Genomic DNA, 19,915 nt, shown 5'->3' on the forward strand with positions numbered 1-19,915 from the left:
GTGGGAGCTACTGGATTCGAACCAGTGACCCTCTGCTTGTAAGGCAGATGCTCTGAACCAGCTGAGCTAAGCTCCCTTCTTTCTTGTTTACCGTCGAGCCTTTCGTTCGATGGGATTGCAAAGGTATAAACTATTTTTATTCTACCAAATATTTTTTCGGTTATTAGGGAGGTGTTTGCTTCAAATCCTTTATTATAAAGGGTTTGAAGCGGTTGAAAAATATTTATCGTTCCTGATATGAATGATGAATTGTATACATAATGTACGATTATGACCCTTTGTTTTTAGGGCCTTTGAAGATGCGTTTGAAGGCTTTTCCGAGTTTGTTCAGATTGGCCAGTTGTTCCTGTATTGGGGCCAGGGTAAGGTCGTCCGGCTGTAGTCCTGCTTCGAGGTAATCAATTTCTGTTTGTTCCGGATATAGCAGGATAACATTATTGTCTTTAAAATGACGGCTTACTTTCGCCGGAATATTTTCCAGGTATGCATGATAGGAGAGGGTGCCTTTGCGGGCGGTCACCACTACTACCAGGTCGTCGCGGGTCACTTCACGGGAGAGGATGAGGAAGTCTTCGATGGTGTCGAAGGGTTTGAAGGTGACCTCGACGCTTAGTTTGGACTGGGTGATGAAAGTTTCTGTGAGTGACTTTGTCCGGGGGGTGGAAAACACCAGTAGTTTGGCGCCGGCCTGTTTGGCCAGCAGGAACATTTTCTGCAGATAGTGCAGGAAGCCCAGTTCATATTCTGTATTGGGCGGCAGTACGAGCACCATTTTTTTGGTGGTGCTCAGCGGGTGCAGGAAGTTGCACACGTATACGGTTTCCCATACGCTCTGTAATACGTTGTCCATGGTGGTACCGAAGATATTTCCGAAGAGGCGGTCGGTGGTGCTGGTTTTGTCTGTCCAGCCCAGGATCACGTCGCTGATCATCAGTTCTTTGGCGGCGCGGGCGATGCCATCCGATACGTTGAGGTCGATGCGGGTGACTACCTGCACGTTGCTTTCTGTGGCGGCGGCATGGATCACGGCTTTCTCCATCATTTTGTTGGTGAGATGGATTTTGTCCCGCGCTTCTTCGTCGTCCTGCACCACGGCCAGCGGATAGATGGGCGTAGCTACTTTGGCGTCTTTGATCATGACGGCAAAGTCCAGCAGCGCTTCAATTCTTTCCGGGTTGGAAACGGGTACCAGTATACGTTCCGGCTGGTCGGGCAGTTCAGGTTTCTGTTCCGCTTCCTGGAGGGCCAGTCGGCGGCCGGCGTTTTCGGTCACGAAAGAGCTTACCAGGCAGGTGATGAGGATAAGCACCACGGTGCCGTTGAGCACATTTTCATCTACGATGCCCATATTAAAACCGATGAGGATTACGGCGATGGTGGCTGCGGCGTGGGCGCTGCTGAGGCCGAAGATCACGTTTCGTTGGGTGGGGCTGTATTTAAAGATCAGCTGTGTAAAGAAAGCGGCGAACCATTTGCTGCTGAGCGCCATGATAGTGAGGGCGCCGGCGATGATGAGCGCTTCAGGGCCTTTCAGCAATACGCGGAGATCTACCAGCATACCTACACTGATGAGGAAGAACGGAATAAAAAGGGCGTTGCCTACAAATTCGATACGGTTCATCAGCGGTGAGGTATGCGGGATAAGCTGATTGAGGGCCAGTCCGGCAAGGAATGCGCCGATAATGCCTTCTACGCCTGCCAGTTCCGCAAGGAAGGCGGCGGCAAACACGAGGGCCAGTACAAAGATGAAATGGGAGGTCTTATCGTCCTTGATCTTCTTAAAAAACCACCGGCCAAGCATGGGCATCACCCAGAGGATGATCAGCGCGAATATCGACAGGGAAATACCCAGCTTTACCCAGAAATATGTGTTGAGGTTACCTGCCTGCGCCCCGGTGATGATGGCCAGGATCAGCAGTACGGCGGTATCGGTAATGATGGTACCGCCTACGGCTACGGTCACGGCTTCGTTTTTGGTGATACCGAGCCTGCTGGCCAGCGGGTAGGCTACCAGCGTATGGGTGGCAAACATGCTGGATACCAGCAGCGTGGCCTTGAAGTTAAAGTGCAGTATGTACGTGCACACCACAAAACCCAGCAACAGCGGGATGAAGAAGGTCAGGCCCCCAAAAACCATACTGCGGTAACGGTTCTTGCGGAATTCCGTCATATCCAGCTCCAGGCCGGCGAGAAACATGATATACAGTAAGCCCGCCTTGCCAAAAAGATCGATACTGCCCTTTTCAATCACACCAAACCCATGCTCGCCGATAGCCATACCGGCGAGTATCAGCCCGATAATACTGGGAATGCGGAATTTGCGGAGAATAATCGGGGCGAGCAGAATAATGAACAGTACCAATGAAAAAATAGGTACCGGATCTTTCAGCGGCAGATGGGTATCCATCAATAAAACCAAGCTATGGGCCATATAACACATTGTTATTTTGTTTATTATCTGGTTACCATTCCGGCGCCAAACAGCGGGGTGAAACAGCAAACATGAAAATAAACAAATCTTAAATAATCAATTCTCTGGGTCAAATATGAATAAATTAACGAATAATCCATGTAATTTTGCGTAAAGCTTTATTTAAAAATGAGCGAAAGAACTAATACACAGGTATTTACGGAAGAACTGGAGGACGTACTCGTGGCAGAAGACGAGCAGTTCCCCTTCAGTCTGGTCGTGTGGAATGATGATGTTAATACCTTCGATTGGGTGATCGCTTCCCTGATTGAGGTATGTGGCCATACCCACCAACAGGCGGAGCAATGCGCCCTTATTATCCATCATAATGGTAAATATGCTGTGAAGGAAGGGGAATACACCAAGCTGCGCCCGATGTGGGAAGCGCTGGTGGAAAGAGGTATCAGCGCCACTATCGAAGAGATGGCGGACCGCTAACCGATTTTGTTTTCCATGCCCGTTTTCCGTCTCAATAAAAAACAACTGCTTTTCCCTCCGGTACATCTCGCTGAGCCGGATGGCCTGCTGGCCGTGGGCGGAGATCTTTCTATGGAAAGACTGCTGCTGGCATACCGCTCCGGCATTTTCCCCTGGTTTGACGAACGTCCTATTCTCTGGTGGAGTCCCGATCCCCGTTTCGTATTGTTTCCGGCCGACCTGAAAGTCTCTTCCAGTATGAAACAGGTGCTGCGCCGCAACCAGTTCCGTATTACCTACAATGCCGCTTTCCCCGCTGTCATCGAGCGGTGCAGCCGTATTCCCCGCCGCGGGCAGGACGGCACCTGGATCACCGAGGAGATGCAGGAAGCTTATATCCGCCTGCATCAGGCAGGCTATGCCATGTCTGTGGAAAGCTGGATGGATGACGAGCTGGTGGGCGGTCTGTATGGTATCAGAATAGGGGCTTGCTTCTTCGGGGAGTCCATGTTTGCGGATGTGAGCAACGCTTCCAAAGCGGCTTTTATCACGTTTGTGCGGGCGTACGCAGATGAACTGAAGTTGATCGACTGCCAGGTGGAAACGGAACATCTCGCCTCGCTGGGCGCAGGTTTCATCCCGCGCCACACTTTCCTGGAACTGATAGAAATGCCCTGATTTTTGTAGCTTTGTGGTGGCTTACCGACCCCATTTCTCCACCTAAACTTACTACAATGAAAAAAGTGCTTTTATCTTTGGCCGTAGTACTGTTTTCGGGCTTTATCCTCCCTCCGCCGCATCCCGTAAAACATGAAGACAAAACCCTGTTGATCCAGCAACTCAAAGACTCCAAAGACCAGCTGCTGAAAGACGTTGCAGGGCTCACAGACGCCCAGCTGGAATTCAAACCGGCGCCCGACCGATGGTCTATCATCGATTGCGTGGAACATCTTACCATCATCGAACAACTAATGATGGACGCAGAAAAAAAACTGGTGACGCAGCCTGCCAATCCACAGCGTAAGAAAGACCTGAAATTTACGGATGAGAAATTACTGCAGATGATCGAAGACCGCAGCCAGAAACAACAAACACCACCCTTTGGTATGCCCAAACATAATTATGCCGCGCCGGCAGACGCTATCAACGCTTTTGTGGCGCAGCGTAACCAGCTGATTGATTATGTTACCAACACCAACGATCAGTTGCGGGAGCACATCACAGACGATCCCAACCTGGGCACAGTGGACGCTTACCAGCTGTTGTTGTTTAATGCGGCCCATACCAGGCGGCATATCAGGCAGATCGATGAAGTGAAGGCTGATCCGGGCTTTCCCAAATAATAGCGCCGCTCAGGCGATGTAAATATCATAGCGCCCTCTCCGTATCTTTTTTCAGCAGCATGATATGGGGAACCTGCTGCAAAGCACACGCAGCAAGATACAGAGAGGGCATGAAATTCTTTATTGGAGCTGGCCTTGTGGCCGGGGTGATGACAACGCCTGCTTTATCTCAGTTCCCATTCCACCAGCTGGTTTACCCATTCTTCGCGGAAGTGGGTCGTTACACGGATGTAGTTATCCGTATAACCTTCCATCATGCCGTCTTTACTGTGGCTTTCAAACAGCACCTTACGGGTTTCGTTGAGATGTTGTTCCTGGAAGAACTGTTGTTTTTTGTGGCTGAGGTTACGCAGTTGTTTATTGCGTTCGTGGCGTATATTGACCGGCACTACGGGTTTGATGTCGAGTGCGGGCGTGTTGGCACGTTCGGAGTAAGTGAATACGTGCAGGTAAGACACGTCGAGATCGTGGAGGAAGTCGTAGGTGTCCTGGAAATGGGCGTCGCTTTCGGAGGGGAAACCTACGATAACGTCTACACCGATAGCGCAATGTGGCATGAACTGTTTGATCAGCGCTACTTTTTCCGCATACAACTCGCGGCGGTAGCGGCGGCGCATGAGGCCCAGTATCTCATTGTTGCCGCTCTGCAGCGGTATATGGAAATGAGGCATGAACCGGCGGCTGTTGGCCACAAATTCAATGATCTCGTTGGTAAGCAGGTTGGGCTCGATGGAGGAGATGCGGTAACGTTCGATACCTTCCACTTTGTCCAGTTCCTGTATCAGTTCATAAAAAGTTTCTTCTCTTTTTTTGCCGCCGGTGAAGCCTTTGCCGAAGTCGCCGAGGTTTACGCCGGTGAGCACTATTTCCTTTACACCGCTGGCGGCCAGCTGCGTGGCGTTGTCTACCACGCTGGCAACACTGTCGCTGCGGCTTTTACCTCTGGCCATGGGGATGGTGCAGAAAGTGCAGCTGTAATCGCAGCCGTCCTGTACTTTCAGGAAGGTGCGGGTACGGTCGTTGACGGAATAGGAAGCATGGAAGGTATTAACATCCTCGATGTCGCAGGAGCAGATCTTGGCGCTGTTACCTTTGGTAAGAGATTTCAGGTGTTCGGTGATATTGAATTTTTCCGCGGCGCCCAGTACCAGGTCCACCCCTTCGATAGAAGCGATTTCCTCCGGTTTGAGCTGTGCGTAACAGCCGGTGATGACCACCATGCTTTCCGGCGCGCGGCGCTGAATACGGCGCACCAGCTGCCGGCATTCCTTATCAGCATTGTCGGTCACAGAGCAGGTGTTGATCACATACACATCTGCCGTATTCTCAAAATCCGTCTTGACAAACCCATCCTGTTCCAGCAACCTGCTCAAAGTAGAGGTTTCTGAAAAATTCAGCTTACAGCCGAGTGTATGAAATGCTACTGTTTTAACCTGTTCCATAAAGGATGGCAAAGGTAGGAACTTTTTATGTCATAGTTAGGTAAGTAATTTTAAGTAATTTAGGGCCGCTTTTCTTAAAAGGTGAGTCCCGTTTATTGAATATGAGATCATTGCAAAAGTACCTGCCCGTTATATTACTGGGAATATTATTGTTTGCCGGATGGCATCAGGAATGGTGGAAAGGAAGTGATAAAAAGGCTTCCGCGCCCATTACAGATAAGCCTGTGGTAACACCTTCCGGCAGGATGTCTGCCAATGTATCGGAAGGACTGCTGAACCGCCAGGCCCGTCTGGAATACACAAAACACGCCATTTGTCGGATGGATTGCCGTCATGTGACCCGGGAGGAAGTGCAGGAAATCCTGTCTACCGGCAGGATCAACCCGGAGAAATCCAATCCTAACGACCAGCCGTGCCCCACCTATGCCCTGGAAGGTTATTCCCACGAAGGCCAGCACCTGCGTATTGTATTTGCTCCCTGCGATCCTCAGCACGCTAAGGTGATCACCTGTATTGACCTGGAAAAAGACTGGAGCTGCAGTTGCGATTAGCCACGCAAAGGAACATAAGGCCTGTGTTTTCTTTTTAAGCACGCAAAGGGGCGGAGACCCGAGCGGATTATTTTGTTATCTACGTTATTTGATTGAAGAACAAATAAGTAAGTAATTAAATATAAGGTGGTCCTTTGCGAGCTTAAAAAGAAAACACAGGTCTTATGTTCCTTTGCGAGCTTAACAGCAAATGAAGGCCTTATGTCTCCTTTGCGAGACAATGCGGGAAAAAAGTCGTAGTTTTCCGCCATCATTCACATTTCTACAAGGCGTTTATGAATTTTCTATTGAAACCGTTGCGTGTAATTTATGTTGTGTACGCCGCTATCGTTTTCTTGTCCATCATGTTTCTGATCCTGCCGCCAATTTTTCTGGCGTCTTTGCTGGGGAAGGAGAAAGGTGGCAATATCATCTTTTATTTTCTCCGCTTCTGGGCCCATGTGTGGTTTCCGGCGGTGGGAATGCGGGTAACCCGTAAATATGACGGTGGAAAAGAAAAGGATAAAGAGCCCTGTATCTATGTGGTGAACCACCGTTCTTACCTGGACGCGGCCATCGCCGTAAAAGTGATGCGGCTTCCTTTCCGGCCGCTGGGGAAAGTGGAAATGGCTAAAATACCGGCTTTCGGGTTTATTTATAAAAATTCCGTGGTGTCGGTGGACCGTTCCAACGCAGCAGCCCGTGCCCGCAGCGTACGTGAGATGATGAGCGCCCTCAAAGCCGGCATCTCTATCCTCGTGTTCCCGGAAGGCACCACCAACGAATCCAATGAGCCCTTGCGCCCGTTCCACAACGGCGCCTTCAGAATGGCCATTGAAATGCAGATACCTATCAAACCTGTTTTATACGTAGATGCCGGAGACCGGCTGCCGCATTCCGGCCCAATGCATCTCAACCCCGGCAAATGCCGTGTGGTATTTCTGCCAGCCATCCCGGTGGCAGGGCTCACCCTCGATGATATCAACACCCTGAAACAACAGACCTACGATATCATGGACAGAGAGCTCCGGAAATACCGCCATTACCCAACATTGCAACCCGTAGGATGAAGTACGCTGATGTAATACTGCCGCTGGCCCTTCCTAAAAATTACACTTATGCAGTCCCTGAAAGCATGGAAAATGCTTTACAGGCGGGAAGCCGTGTGGCAGTACAGCTGGGAAAACAGAAAAAATATGCGGGCATCGTAAAAGCGGTGCACGAACAGGCGCCTGCCTATAAAACCAAGCCATTGCTGGATATGCTGGACAAAGATCCTGTCGTATATCCCACACAGTTAGCCTTCTGGTCATGGATAGCCAGTTACTATATGTGCAGCGAAGGGGAAGTGCTCAATGCAGCCCTCCCTGCCCACCTGAAGCTGTCCAGCGAAACACTGTTATTATATAATGACGCCTACGGCGATGATTTTACCGCGCTCGATGACGACGAATACCTCATCGCAGAGGCGCTGCATATCCGCAAAGAGCTGCGCATAGAAGAAGTGCAGCTCATCCTTGATAAATCGGAAGTGTATTCCGTGATCAAAAAACTGATCGAGGAAAAAGTCTGCCTCATCTACGAAGAGCTGAAAGAAGTATACCGTGAAAAAAAAGAGAACTTCGTGCAGCTGCATGCAGACTATCATAACGAGGAACAGCTGGCGGCGCTCTTCAATGATATGGGCCGTGCCCCGAAACAAATGGAACTGTTACTGGCCTACCTGCACCTGCAGAAAACGGAAGGCGACGTGAGACAGAACGATCTGCTGAAGAAGTCCGGCGCCACTACGGCTCAACTGAAAGGGCTGGTAGACAAAAATATTCTCTGGATAGAGAAAAGAACGGTTGACAGGATCCGTACCGGTAAAGTGGACGCGCAGATCGATTTCAGCCTGAGCCCTGCCCAGGAAGTAGCTTTGCAGGCTGTTCGCCGGCATTTTGAAGAAAAACAGGTCACCCTGTTGCACGGCGTTACCTCCAGCGGCAAAACACAGATATATGTGAAAATGATGGAAGAATGCCTGGCTTCCGGCCGGCAGGTGCTGTATCTGTTGCCCGAAATAGCGCTCACCGCGCAGATCATCACCCGGCTGCAGAAACATTTCGGCAGCAGCATCGCCATCTACCACTCCCGCTTCAGCAACAACGAACGGGTGGAGATATGGAACAAAGTAAAGAACGGAGAAGTACAGATCGTGCTGGGCGCCCGCTCCAGCCTGTTGCTGCCTTTTCGCGACCTAGGGCTGATCATCCTCGACGAAGAACACGACGCTTCCTATAAACAACAGGACCCCGCCCCCCGTTATCACGCGCGTGATGCGGCCATCTACTACGCCAGCCTCTTTAAAGCCAAAGTGCTGCTGGGTTCCGCCACACCGGCACTGGAATCCTATTTCAACGCGCAACAGGGCAAATACGGTCTGGTGGAGCTGAATGAACGCTTCGGCGGCATACAGATGCCTGCCATTGAAGTGGTGGACATCAAACAGGAAATGGCCGAAAAAACCATGGACGGCAATTTCACGCAGGCGTTAAAAACAGCGATCACCCAGAGCCTCACAGAGAAAAAACAGGTGATCCTGTTCCAGAACCGCCGCGGCTATGCGCCCTTCCTGCTGTGCACCACCTGCGGCTGGATACCGCATTGTAAACAATGCGATGTATCGCTGACGTATCACCGTAACCAGGACAAGCTGCATTGTCACTATTGTGGCACCCGTTATCCGTATGTGTATACCTGCGAAGCCTGTGGATCACAATCGCTCATCCCTAAAAGTTTTGGTACTGAAAAAATAGAAGACGATCTGCAGCAGCTGTTCCCCGAAGCGCGTATCGCCCGTATGGACGTTGATTCTATCCGCAACAAGGACAGCCACAATAAAATGATCCGGCTCCTGGAAGAGCAGGAAATCGATATCCTGGTAGGCACCCAGATGGTGGTGAAAGGGCTGGATTTCGACAATGTGAACCTGGTGGGCATCCTCAGTGCCGACAGTTTATTGAGTTATCCCGATTTCCGTGTGAATGAAAGGGCTTTCCAGCTGATGGAGCAGGTGAGCGGCCGCGCCGGCCGTAAACACGGCATGGGCAAGGTACTGATACAGGCCAGCAACACACGGCACCACATTCTTCACTTTGTAAAAGAACACGACTACAAAAGCATGTACGAAGCGGAGATAGCTGAGCGGCAACAGTTTGGTTATCCGCCCTTTTTCCGGGTGCTGAAACTTACGTTGCGCCATAAGAACCAGCAGGTGGTGGAACAGGCGGCGCAGATACTGGCAGGGTGGCTGCAACCGCATATAGGGGCGCAACTGGTGGGACCTGCCGCGCCGCTGGTGGCCCGGGTCCGGAACAATTACCTGCAGGAGATGCTGATTAAACTGCCGCGCGACGGTAAGGTGATCGCTCATGTGAAAAATGTGCTGCGCGAATTTTTCGTACACCTGCTGGCAGAGAAACGTTTCCGTTCGGTGGTCATTGTGCCGGACGTGGACTGTGTATAATTATTGTTTCTTCACCAGCGTCAGCTGTTGTTGCTGTAGTTTTTTGAGGCGGTCGAGAATATTTCCCAGCGTCTTTTTGTCTTCCCCTTTCAACTCGCTCTGGCTGTACCATTCAATAATAAAAATGTGCAACCGGCTGTTTTCTTCTTCACATCTCATTTTGAGTCCCAGTATATTGTTATGGGAGATGTCTGCCGTAAAAAGGGACTTGTCTGCCAGGGTGTACCCTGCCGGTAAGTCAATGTGCACCCGCTTTTCCTGGTAATAGGGAAAAGCCAGTTGTGCTGCGCGGTCGCCTTCCGGTAGCGTGTACTGGTAGTTCTGCAGTCCGGCCAGCAGCTGTCCGATGCCGAGCATGTAGCGGTCGCCGTCCCGGACAATGAGACCGGGCGTTTCCAGCGAGCTGGTGATAACCACGGGTTTGTCGAGCGGCGCGTTGGTGAATTTTTCATTCTGCGCTTCTACAGACACGACGGTGCGGGCGCCGGGCATGAAAGGCAGCAGCGCGTTGAAGATATTGTTGCGTAGTTCAGTAGTGTTGGCCTGTATGAAAGCGTTTTTAACGTTGCTGCCGCCGTAGCCGCCGAACGACTGGCTGATTTTCCATACGGGATGGGTGAAGGAGCCGAGACTGGCTTCCAGGGTGCTGTTGCTGAAAGTGTAGGCCGGTTGTGGCGTTACAATAAAGTCGGTGAGTACTTTATTTTCTGCGCCTACCAGCGTATCGCGGCAACGGAGCGCCAGGGTATTGCCCCACAGCGGCGGATAGCAAGGATAGCGTGTATTCATTTCCGTAGGCGCCAGCGCCTGCTGCTGCGCAGGGAAATACAGCAGGATGTTATTGGCTGCGGCACGGTTGACCAGGTCTTTCTGTAAGGGGATGGTATCCCGCGAAGCGGTCACCAGCAGCTGTACAGGTATGTTGAGCGTGTAATATGCCGCCATCATCAGTTTGATCATTCCGTTCCGGTCTGTTTGTTTATTGCGGATGATGGTGCCCAGGTCGGGCGCCTCGAAGAAATCGCCCGATGGCCGGAGGCTGTAGTTCGATTTAATATGTTGTTCTACCAGGTAAATCAGCTGGGGAACGGGCAGCCGGTACTTCAGGAAGGGCCAGCGGTCCAGCTCTTTTACGAGTTGTTTCTGTTCGTTTTTATCTACCGAAACGTAGGGGATATAAATGTCCTGTCCGAATTGCTGCCAGGAGAGGCGGGTGGTATCCCTGCCTTCCACGGCGGTGCTCAGCGCAAAATCGATGCGTTGCAGCTGTGGCAGGAAATAATAGAAGTCGTTGTTTTTCAGTGCCGGCACATTCTGTACCGTTACCCGGTGGTAGTGGTTATTACCCGCGATGCTGTCGGTAATGCCGGAAATGCCGTTGGCCGCGTGAAAATTGAATTGCAGGTTACGGGGCGCTACCAGCATAAACTGGATCTGGCCGCTGGCGATGCCGGATTGGAGATAATCGGCGCCGGCATAATCGAACATCACTTTCAGGCTGAGCTCATATTCCAGTTCCCCGCCGGACTGCACCTGGATATTATTGACTACCACGGCAGTACGGCCGTCATTGAGTTTGAGGGACCTTGTCTGATCGGTGAGATTGATCGTTTTGCCGTCGGGCAGGAGCGACCGGATGCGGAAGCCCCGCAGCAGTTCTCCGTTTTCCAGCGTCAGCGCCAGCTGGGTGAGGCTGTCGGCCGCAGCGGCGGAGTTGATGTGTATTCTTTTATAAACCGTTTTATAATGGGTAACCACCTCTGCTTTATCGCGATTGGTGATATTGAAGTCACGCACTATCTTATAGCTGGCGATATAATAAGGCGCCTCCGCTGCCGCACCGCTGAGGACCGGTGTTTCGGGCCGGGCGTTTTCTTTCCAGGTATCAGGATAGTAGTTGTTGATCTGGGCAGATGTGAGAACTGGAAAGCCGGCAATATATATAACGGAGAGAAAGAATATAAGTCGTTTCATGATAGCGAAGGTATCTAAATTCCTAAATTTTGTATGGCATCTGATTCAAAGATGTGTATGCCGGGGTCGAACTGTTTGGCGACCCTCACCATGGCATGGGCTACGGTAGCGGCTTTGATACCCCTGTATTTTTTCCAGCGGCCCTGCAGCAGGAAGTAGAACAACTGGATAAGATACTTACCCAGCCATTCTCCGAAGCGGAACTCGTTGCGCTGACCGATGAGAAAGGAGGGGCGGAAAATATAGGTGCCGATGAATTCCATGGCCAGGATGGCTTCTTCCGTTTGTCCTTTGGTGCGCAGGTAAAAATTGGAAGATTTGGGATTGGCGCCGATGGAAGAGATCATGAGGAACTGCGGGATGTCTTTGCGGCGGGCGATAGCGGCGCATCTGGTGGTGATGCCGTAGTCTACCGCCCGGAAATTTTCCTGGGTGCCGGCTTTTTTGATGGTGGTGCCGATACAGGAAAAAAATACATCTCCTTCTATAGCGGCTGACAGGCTTTGCTCGTCATCGAAGTCAACGATAACGCTTTCCAGCCCCGCGTGCTGATGGGCCCAGGGCTGCCGTACCAGCACCTTTACCTTGCTGAAATAGTTGTCCTGCAACAGCGCGGCTACGAGGTGAGTACCGGTAAGACCTGTTGCACCGATGACGATAGCAGTTTTCATACAATTTCAGATATATTTGCTCTGTATAAAGTTAAGCTATTATGGTATCAGAAAACGTGTTACTGCAACCCTATAATACATTTGGCATCGCGGCAACGAGCCGTTACTTCGCTTCGTTTGACAGCGAGGCGGCACTGCTGGCATTGCTGGACGAGCCACGGGCAAAGGGGCTGCCCCGGATGATCCTCGGTGGTGGCAGTAACATCCTGTTTACACAGGATTTCGACGGGCTTATGCTCAAAAATGAAATCAAGGGGATGAAGGTGGTGAGCGAAGATAACGACCACGTATATGTGAAAGCCGGCGCGGGCGAAAACTGGCATGGCTTTGTGCGGTACTGCCTTGCTGCTGATATGGCCGGGGTGGAGAACCTGTCGCTGATACCGGGTAATGTGGGCGCCAGTCCCATGCAGAATATCGGCGCTTATGGCGTGGAAATAAAAGATACGTTTCATTCGCTGGAAGCGCTGCACCTGGAAGACCGCAGGGTGATCACGTTTTCGAACAATGACTGTGCATTCGGGTATAGGGAAAGCGTCTTCAAAAAACAATACCGTAACCAGTTCGTTATCCTGAGCGTTACTTACCGGCTCAACAAGGTGCCGCGTTTTAATACCAGCTACGGCGCTATCAACGAAGAGCTGGAACGCATGGGCGTAAAAGAGCTGTCAATACAGGCTATCAGCCAGGCGGTGATCAATATCCGTACGTCTAAACTGCCGGACCCGGCCAAGATCGGGAATGCGGGTAGTTTCTTCAAAAATCCGTCGGTAGATGCGGTGCAATATGAACGGCTGAAAGCCGCTTTCCCGCAGGTGGTGGCTTATCCGCTGGCGGACGGATATTTTAAGCTGGCAGCAGGCTGGTTGATTGAACAATGTGGCTGGAAAGGCTACCGTGAAGGCGATGCCGGCGTACATGCCAAACAGGCGCTGGTGCTGGTGAACTACGGCCATGCCAAAGGCAGCGAGATCTATGCGCTGTCCCGGCAGGTGGTGGACAGTGTGAAAGAGAAATTCGGGGTGGAGCTGGAGCGCGAGGTAAATATCCTGTGATCTGTTTAAAAATCGTGATAAAGAAGGGTGATGGATGATTCCATCACCCTTCTTTTTTTATCGCTGGATGGATTGAATAATTTTGTCCGCGTGCTCGCGGGAGTTCTCAATAAACCACACGTGCGTGTCCATGCCGCCGCAGACTACGCCGGCGAGATAGATATGCGGCATATTGGTTTCCATGGTCAGGGGATTGTATACCGGCAGTTTTTTGGCGTCGCCGGAGAGCTGGACGCCTGCCTTCTGCAACAGCCCAAAGTCGGGCTGGTAGCCGGTCATAGCGATCACAAAATCGTTAGCGAAAGTGATCTCTCCTTCCGGTGTGGTGATAGTTATTGTTTGTTCGTCGATGCTTTTGACGGAAGAGTGGAAATATGCTTTGATGGAGCCTTCCCTGATCCTGTTTTCGATATCCGGTTTTACCCAGTATTTCACCCGTTTACCGATTTCTCCTTCGCGGATGATCATGGTCACCTGGGCGCCTTTGCGATAGGTTTCCAGCGCAGCGTCCACGGCTGAGTTGTGGGCGCCTACCACCACCACTTTGCGGGTAGCATAGTAGTGCGGGTCTTTATAGTAGTGGGTGACTTTCGGCAGATTTTCTCCCGGTACTTCCAGCATGTTGGGGATATCATAAAAACCGGTGGCGATAATGACGTGCCGGGCATGATACGCCGTTTTGGTGGTCGTGATGAAGTACTCGCTGCCATTGGGCTGTAGTTCCCTTACTTCTTCGAATAAGTTAATGTTGAGCGCTTCCGAAGTGGCTACGCGGCGGTAGTATTCCAGTGCTTCCGGCCGGGAGGGCTTGGGATTGATGGATACAAAAGGGATACCACCTATTTCCAGTCTTTCAGACGTAGAGAAAAACGTCATGTACAGCGGGTAGTTATAGAGGGAGTTGACGAGGCAACCTTTTTCTATGATGACATAGCTGAGCCCTGCTCTTTTTGCGGCCAGGCCGCAGGCTATTCCGATGGGTCCTCCTCCTATTATCAGTACGTCGTAAGCAGCGATCATAATGTCTTTGTTTTATAGTCCGGCCAGGTAGTCCAGCAGCCGGAACATGGTTTGATTGTTTTCGTTGGCCAGGTGCAGGTATTGCGCTATTTTCTCCGGGCTTTGCACGAAGGGAGCGCTGTGTTCGAAAGCACTGCTGCAGCAGCGTAATATCTCCAGTATGGCGGCGCTGTTCATCTCCATATGAAACTGTAATCCGATGATACGGTCGCCGTAGATAAATGCCTGGTTGCTGCAGGCGGCGGAAGCTGCGAAGCGGGTGGCGCCGGGCGGCACGTCGAAGGTGTCGCCATGGAAATGGAAGGTGTTGAGGCGGTGCGGCAGCACGTTTTCGAGGGGTGCGGCCTGTCCCTGAAACGTGATGTCGATGGGGAACCAGCCTATTTCCGGTTGTGTATGCGGATATACGTTGGCGCCGAGGGCATAGGCCAGCAGCTGTGAGCCGAGGCATATGCCCAGTATTTTCTGTCCGCGGCTGATGGCTTCCCTGATAAGGTTTATTTCGGTCAGCATCCATGGATGGATATCCTGTTCATATACGCCCATGGTGCCGCCCATGATGATGAGCAGTTCCGCATCTTTCAGGCCGGTGGTGTCGGGAGCGTCATCATACCAGCGGGTATGGCTGGTGGTATGTTCTCCCTGTGCGATCCAGTCGGCAATGCTGGCAAGGCCTTCAAAAGGCACGTGTTGAAAATAGTGGATATGCATGGTCTGTCCTGGTAAATGGTTATCCGAAGATACGTTGCAATCCTGAAGATTGATAACCCGAATTTACCGGCAGGGGCATGGTTATTTCAGTTCGCTTTTCACCACGCGGAAGTATTCGTAGCCTTTCATCCTGCGGCTTTTCTCCCCGAAATACTGCCGGCGGTATTTATCGGCGCCGCCGTCATAGCGGACGATCATATTACGCTCATGCATAAACGCCGTGATGTTTTTGGGATCGAGGCCGTAGTCCCAGTCTTCGCCGGCGCGGCGCAGGGTATTGTTGATCCGGGAGAACCCGCGGAACTGATGCGGATTTTCCAGCACCGCTTTGTCCGGGTAGGTAACGATCACCTGTGTGCCGGGCGGGAAGCTGCGGATGAAGCCGAACATGGCTTCTGCGTGGCGTGCCTCCAGGTGTGTGGTGAGATTTTCCCAGAGAAAGAGCGTTTTGTTGTAGTGGCGTTGCTGGACGAAATAGGGAGAGATGACATCGGCGAGATATTGTTTGTTCATATCCAGTTTTACATAATCCAGGTGTACGGCAGGTGATTTAATCAGTTCCCAGAGGCGGCTTTGTTTGAAATGCTGCGTGACCGGATGATCTACTTCTACGAAGCTGACCGGCTTGCCGACATTGAGGCGATGGGCCCTTGTATCGAAGGTGGCGCTGAGAATGATGATCTGGTTAATACCATCTTCGCGGACCGCCTGTATCATCATGTCGTCAATCAGTTTGGTGCGGGCGATAGCGGCGGTGTGCGTGCCGGGCCATCGGAGCTGGATGTAGGCTGCCAGTATTTTTCTGAAAAAAGGAACCCTGCAGCCGGAGATCAGCGTCTGATGGTAACCCGATAAAAAGGCTGCTGCGTACGGATCATGAAATAGCCGCTCTTCAGCTGGTTTTGTACTTTCAATGGCCCGGAACAAAGCCATATAAGTCCCGGACTTGGTTGATGGCGCCTTACTCATAAGGACTTTAGCTTGGTGGTTGTGGTGAATAGTTTCTTCGGGGGAAGATTCGGTCGTCTGTTGGTTATTTTTTCACTTGACTTGGATATCAAATATATCGTAAAATAATCAATCTGAGTCCGGGAAAATCACCCTCTTTTTATTTCATCAGTTGTAAGATGGCCACCAAAGCACCTATGCTGATACATACCCAGAGCAAAACGCCCTGTAATAGCGGCTGCCAGCCGATGCCCCGGAAGGCCTGCCGGGTGAGACCGGTACCGATGAGGAAGAGGGTAAGCGAGAGGGCTGTTTTGGCGCTTTGTACGAGCAACGGTCCGACTGTGCTGACAGCAGGCACCCACGTGTTGAGCACCATGGCCAGCAGAAAGAGGCCGATGAACCAGGGGATTTTTATTTTACCGTTGCTGTTACGGAAAAGCAGGGTGGTGATAAAAGCCACCGGCATGATCCAGAGGGCGCGGGAGAGTTTCACGGTGGTGGCTACCTGTAAGGCTGTTTCGCCGTATTTGTTGGCGGCGCCTACTACGGAGCTGGTATCGTGGATGGCAATGGCGCTCCACAGTCCGAACTGTTGCTGGGAAAGGCCCAGCCAGTGGCCTACCGCGGGGAATATAAACAAGGCGAGGGAGTTGAGCAGGAATACGATGCCCAGTGCTACGGAGATTTGTTTTTCCCCTGCCTTGATCACGGGTGAGATGGCGGCGATGGCGCTGCCGCCGCAGATGGCGGTGCCGCAGGCGATCAGATGGGAAGTTTGTTTTTCTATTTTCAGCAGCCTGCCGGTGACGAGGCCCAGCAGGAGGGTACCGGCAATAGAGGCGATGGTGAACAGGAAACCGGCTTTGCCGGCCTGTAAGGCGGCGTGGGCGTTCATACCGAAGCCCAGTCCGATGACAGAGAGTTGCAGCAGCCAGTGTGTTATTTTAGGGGTGATGTGTGCAAATGGATTGCCGGTCGTTTGCGCCAGCGCCAGCCCGAGCAGCAGGGCTACGGGAGGTTGTACCACCGGCAGCAGCGTGGCGGCAGCCGCGGCGATAAAAATTACCTTAGGTAAATGGAGTGCTTCCCTTCTGTGTCCGGTCTTTTGTAATTGCATAGCAGCATTGATTTTTCAGACACAAAGGTCTGCTCATTTGCTGCCGGAGTCAAATGGTCAAAAGTGATCTTCCATAACTTTTGGTTATAACTTTTATCAATCCACGGAAACGATAAACTTGTTGAATTTACCCGCAAAGTCTTCCTGCAGGCTTTTTTCGATGCCATTGAAGTAGTGAATGGTAAAGTTGCGCTGCAGCCTCCGTGTGGTGGCGCCGGGCAGTTGCAGCGGGCGGGAATGTATTACGCCGATCAGCTGTTTTCCCTGGCATACCAGTACGATGCGGTAGAGCGGACTGGGATCGTCGATACCGCTTTCGTAGTTGAAGTACAGGGTATAAGGGCGCAGGGTTTTATCTTCTTCCAGTTTAAAATTGCGGATGAATGCCTGCATGTCTTCTTCGCGGTGTTCCTTATGTTCCCGGAGATAGTTGACCAGCGCCGTTTCTATCACGGTGCCGCCGCGGATGTTTTTCTTTTCCGTATAGCCGCTCAGGTTAGCCCACATCCTTTCGCCGTTGGTGGCTACGGGGAGGCGTATATCTTTTTCCAGTACGCCGGCATCTGCGCCGTTGACTTTAAGTTTGCGGCCCTTACGGAACAGTGGTTTGGTGTATTCTGCGGCAGTGATGTCGATATCTACGCTGACAGCGTGCCAGCCGTCTTTGGCCGGGGCGCAGTGGACTGGAATATAATCAGCGAGGGTGGCGATGACATCGCCTTTTGGACCGGAGCGGATCACCGTACCGGGAGATACCCGTTCTCCGATAATGGCAGCTCCTACGCTGGCAGCGACTTTTTTGCTGGCAGGTTTCTTTTTGGCTGTGGTGGTAGTGCTGGTTTCGGTGTCAGTTTCGTTGCCAAACCGGCTGCGTTTATCTGAATGGCAGGCAAATAATACCATCGCCAGGGCCAAATAACAAAAATTCTTCATAATTGATTGGTACACAGAATGTAAGATAGCTAAAATTATCCAATCAGGCGATGTAAGCCATGATGGACGGCATAAGACATGCCGGCGGGCGATGGTGTTCCCGTTGTGCTACCTGTATTTCCGGACCGGGTAAGGTCAGTATTCGGAGAAGATAACGGTATCGCCTATCTGAAGGCGGCGGATTTCTTTCATGCTGGAGAAAGGATCGAGGGGCGACCATGCGGCGGCGGTGAAGAGTTGCACCGGGCGGCCCTGCAGCTGTTGCGTGAGGCTGGCGGTGGTGGCCGACGGGAGGGCGGCAGGTTTGATATAATAAATCCTGGGATCGTTTTTCAGATGGACCACGTAGCCGGGGGAACTTTGGGTGACTTCCGTTACCTGGCCGGTGACGGGCTTGCAACTGGTTTTACTGATCCTGCGCGCGGAGGGGATGCCTGAAATAAGCAATATCAGCAGGAAGCAGGCTACAATCAACAGCGTAGCCGGGCCTTTGTTGTTGGCTTTGTTTTTCATCGTCAGTTGGCAGTTGTGGTAGTACAGGTAATGCTCTAAAGTACGAAAATATATAAATAAAAAAAGCAGGCTGTAAGCCTGCTCAGTATCAATAGGTTGTTTTATTTTTTTTGCGTGTCGGTTTCATCTTCCCAATCTTCGCTTTCGTCCCAGTCTTCATCTTCATCCCAGTCATCGTCATCTTCTTCGATCAGGAGGCTTTCGTCGGAGCCGGGTTCGATGTTATTGGCGCGCCAATGGGCCACTATTTCATCGTTTTTTTTCTGTACGGCATCGAAGCTGTCGATTTTTCCTTCGTCAAAGCGGACTTCCACATCCGGGAGGGCTTTGATGGCGTTAAAACATGCTTCCAGCAGGCTGACGTTGGCGGGTGCATTACGCAGCGCACTATACGAAAGCCGGATGGCATCGAAAGGACCGCTGTTGTGAAACACTTCTTCACCGTTGAGCATCGGGAAAAGCCAGATCAGCACGTCGTCTCCGGTTTCTTCGTCATTCAGGATGCCAAAAAAATCATCTAGTTGTTCAAATCCAAGCGGTGCCAGTTGCATAAAAGTCTGGCTCCGGGGTGGGAATTTTGGATGTTCTTCCCCCGTGATCAGGAACAATTCGCCGAAACGGGGTTTATCTTTGGCAACAAACCGGAAGTCAATGAGGATATCGTTTTCCATTGATGGCTTTTCGTTTATACTGTAATTTAATGGTTTAATCGGAAAGGTATTCAAATTATTTCTCCTGGATAAGGGCTGCAGCGATCTTGCGGTAGGCGCCCAGGTACTTGTTCAGACGGGCCACATCCTTGTCCTGCACGGTGGTCATGCGGCGGATGTCCATGTTGTCTGTCAGATCGTTGAGCTTAACGGTGGCGGCCAAACGGTTTTGCAGGGTACGGTTTACAAAATGTTCGTAGTCCTCTTCTTCTGATTGTTTGGTCACGCAGCGGAGGGCTTCCAGCAGGTGTGGCGCCAGGCCTTCGCGGGCGAGGTCTTCAACGGTCCAGTGGCTGTCTTCCACCACGTCATGCAGTACGCCCACGATTTTTTCATCGGTGGTACGCCCCATCTGCATTACGCGGAGGACGTGGGTGATGTAAGGTTGGCCATATTTATCCACCTGGCCCTGGTGGGCCTCAGTGGCGATAGCGATTGCACGGGTTAGATCCATGCGGTAAATGTAGGTTTTTTCTCGCAAAGGGGGCACGCAAAGGCGCTAAGCTCTCGCAAAGACGCAAAGCTCTCGCAAAGGCGCAAAGCAGCAAAG

General features: G+C 51.6%; 19 protein-coding genes and 1 tRNA gene. 7 read left to right on the forward strand and 13 right to left on the reverse strand.

The window, feature by feature from the left end; translation table 11 throughout:
- Position 1: 1 nt before the first annotated feature.
- Both B5D63_RS26445 and B5D63_RS26450 read right to left on the reverse strand, forming a co-directional pair.
- Positions 2–76: transfer RNA gene (locus B5D63_RS26445), tRNA-Val, on the reverse strand.
- Positions 77–268: 192 nt separating this feature from the next.
- Positions 269–2,431 (reverse strand): cation:proton antiporter, encoded by a 2,163-nt coding sequence (locus tag B5D63_RS26450; RefSeq protein WP_078672352.1) that lies wholly within the window; start codon positions 2,429–2,431, stop codon positions 269–271.
- A gap of 168 nt (positions 2,432–2,599) precedes the next feature.
- Here B5D63_RS26450 and B5D63_RS26455 point away from each other — a divergent pair, with 168 nt between their 5' ends.
- Genes B5D63_RS26455 through B5D63_RS26465 form a run of 3 tightly spaced genes read left to right on the forward strand, consistent with a single transcriptional unit; the run spans position 2,600 to position 4,230 of the window.
- Positions 2,600–2,908, forward strand: a complete 309-nt coding sequence (locus B5D63_RS26455) for an ATP-dependent Clp protease adaptor ClpS (RefSeq protein WP_078671880.1) — start codon at positions 2,600–2,602, stop codon at positions 2,906–2,908.
- 15 nt (positions 2,909–2,923) lie between these two features.
- Positions 2,924–3,565, forward strand: coding sequence for a leucyl/phenylalanyl-tRNA--protein transferase (gene aat, locus B5D63_RS26460; protein ID WP_078671881.1), 642 nt, complete (start codon positions 2,924–2,926; stop codon positions 3,563–3,565).
- A gap of 56 nt (positions 3,566–3,621) precedes the next feature.
- Positions 3,622–4,230, forward strand: coding sequence for a DinB family protein (locus tag B5D63_RS26465; RefSeq protein ID WP_078671882.1), 609 nt, complete (start codon positions 3,622–3,624; stop codon positions 4,228–4,230).
- 164 nt (positions 4,231–4,394) lie between these two features.
- Here B5D63_RS26465 and mtaB read toward each other — a convergent pair whose 3' ends face one another.
- Positions 4,395–5,672 (reverse strand): tRNA (N(6)-L-threonylcarbamoyladenosine(37)-C(2))-methylthiotransferase MtaB, encoded by a 1,278-nt coding sequence (gene mtaB, locus B5D63_RS26470; protein WP_078671883.1) that lies wholly within the window; start codon positions 5,670–5,672, stop codon positions 4,395–4,397.
- Positions 5,673–5,773: 101 nt separating this feature from the next.
- Here mtaB and B5D63_RS26475 point away from each other — a divergent pair, with 101 nt between their 5' ends.
- The 3 genes from B5D63_RS26475 (at position 5,774) to priA (ending at position 9,710) form a co-directional block, all read left to right on the forward strand.
- On the forward strand, positions 5,774–6,223 hold the full coding sequence (locus B5D63_RS26475; RefSeq protein WP_078671884.1) for a DUF4258 domain-containing protein: 450 nt from the start codon (positions 5,774–5,776) through the stop codon (positions 6,221–6,223).
- Between the two features lie 275 nt (positions 6,224–6,498).
- On the forward strand, positions 6,499–7,272 hold the full coding sequence (locus B5D63_RS26480; RefSeq protein ID WP_078671885.1) for a lysophospholipid acyltransferase family protein: 774 nt from the start codon (positions 6,499–6,501) through the stop codon (positions 7,270–7,272).
- Positions 7,269–9,710 carry a replication restart helicase PriA gene (gene priA, locus B5D63_RS26485; protein WP_078671886.1) on the forward strand — a complete coding sequence of 814 codons (2,442 nt, stop codon included), beginning with the start codon at positions 7,269–7,271 and terminating at the stop codon, positions 9,708–9,710. The genes B5D63_RS26480 and priA overlap by 4 nt, the downstream gene beginning before the upstream one ends.
- Here the strand turns inward: priA and B5D63_RS26490 are convergent, their stop codons facing one another.
- Positions 9,711–11,684, reverse strand: coding sequence for a hypothetical protein (locus B5D63_RS26490; protein ID WP_078671887.1), 1,974 nt, complete (start codon positions 11,682–11,684; stop codon positions 9,711–9,713).
- 14 nt (positions 11,685–11,698) lie between these two features.
- Positions 11,699–12,355: an NAD(P)H-binding protein gene (locus tag B5D63_RS26495; RefSeq protein ID WP_078671888.1), complete on the reverse strand. Its 657-nt coding sequence runs from the start codon at positions 12,353–12,355 to the stop codon at positions 11,699–11,701.
- A gap of 41 nt (positions 12,356–12,396) precedes the next feature.
- Between B5D63_RS26495 and murB the strand changes: the two genes are divergently transcribed.
- Entirely contained in the window at positions 12,397–13,410 is a 1,014-nt protein-coding gene (murB, locus tag B5D63_RS26500) for a UDP-N-acetylmuramate dehydrogenase (protein WP_235021633.1), read from the forward strand.
- A gap of 57 nt (positions 13,411–13,467) precedes the next feature.
- On the opposite strand, the gene B5D63_RS26505 is transcribed toward murB, so the two are convergent.
- The 8 genes from B5D63_RS26505 to B5D63_RS26540 form a co-directional block, all read right to left on the reverse strand.
- Positions 13,468–14,430, reverse strand: a complete 963-nt coding sequence (locus B5D63_RS26505) for a YpdA family putative bacillithiol disulfide reductase (RefSeq protein WP_078671890.1) — start codon at positions 14,428–14,430, stop codon at positions 13,468–13,470.
- A gap of 12 nt (positions 14,431–14,442) precedes the next feature.
- Complete coding sequence (locus B5D63_RS26510; protein WP_078671891.1) at positions 14,443–15,141, reverse strand: type 1 glutamine amidotransferase; 699 nt, start codon at positions 15,139–15,141, stop codon at positions 14,443–14,445.
- An 81-nt stretch (positions 15,142–15,222) separates the two neighbouring features.
- Positions 15,223–16,074 (reverse strand): class I SAM-dependent methyltransferase, encoded by an 852-nt coding sequence (locus tag B5D63_RS26515; RefSeq protein WP_159456179.1) that lies wholly within the window; start codon positions 16,072–16,074, stop codon positions 15,223–15,225.
- A gap of 175 nt (positions 16,075–16,249) precedes the next feature.
- A complete protein-coding gene (locus B5D63_RS26520; RefSeq protein ID WP_078671893.1) occupies positions 16,250–17,209 on the reverse strand; it encodes a YeiH family protein in 960 nt (319 codons plus the stop codon).
- Between the two features lie 96 nt (positions 17,210–17,305).
- Positions 17,306–18,142, reverse strand: a complete 837-nt coding sequence (locus B5D63_RS26525; protein ID WP_143313112.1) for a hypothetical protein — start codon at positions 18,140–18,142, stop codon at positions 17,306–17,308.
- Positions 18,143–18,277: 135 nt separating this feature from the next.
- Positions 18,278–18,655 (reverse strand): hypothetical protein, encoded by a 378-nt coding sequence (locus B5D63_RS26530; protein ID WP_078671895.1) that lies wholly within the window; start codon positions 18,653–18,655, stop codon positions 18,278–18,280.
- A gap of 101 nt (positions 18,656–18,756) precedes the next feature.
- The gene (locus B5D63_RS26535; protein WP_078671896.1) at positions 18,757–19,326 is read right to left on the reverse strand and encodes a hypothetical protein; all 570 of its coding nucleotides are present in this window, start codon (positions 19,324–19,326) and stop codon (positions 18,757–18,759) included.
- A 55-nt stretch (positions 19,327–19,381) separates the two neighbouring features.
- Positions 19,382–19,819 (reverse strand): HD domain-containing protein, encoded by a 438-nt coding sequence (locus B5D63_RS26540; protein ID WP_078671897.1) that lies wholly within the window; start codon positions 19,817–19,819, stop codon positions 19,382–19,384.
- Positions 19,820–19,915: the final 96 nt, after the last annotated feature.

The sequence above is a fragment of the Chitinophaga eiseniae genome, assembly GCF_900167135.1.
Classification (GTDB): domain Bacteria; phylum Bacteroidota; class Bacteroidia; order Chitinophagales; family Chitinophagaceae; genus Chitinophaga; species Chitinophaga eiseniae.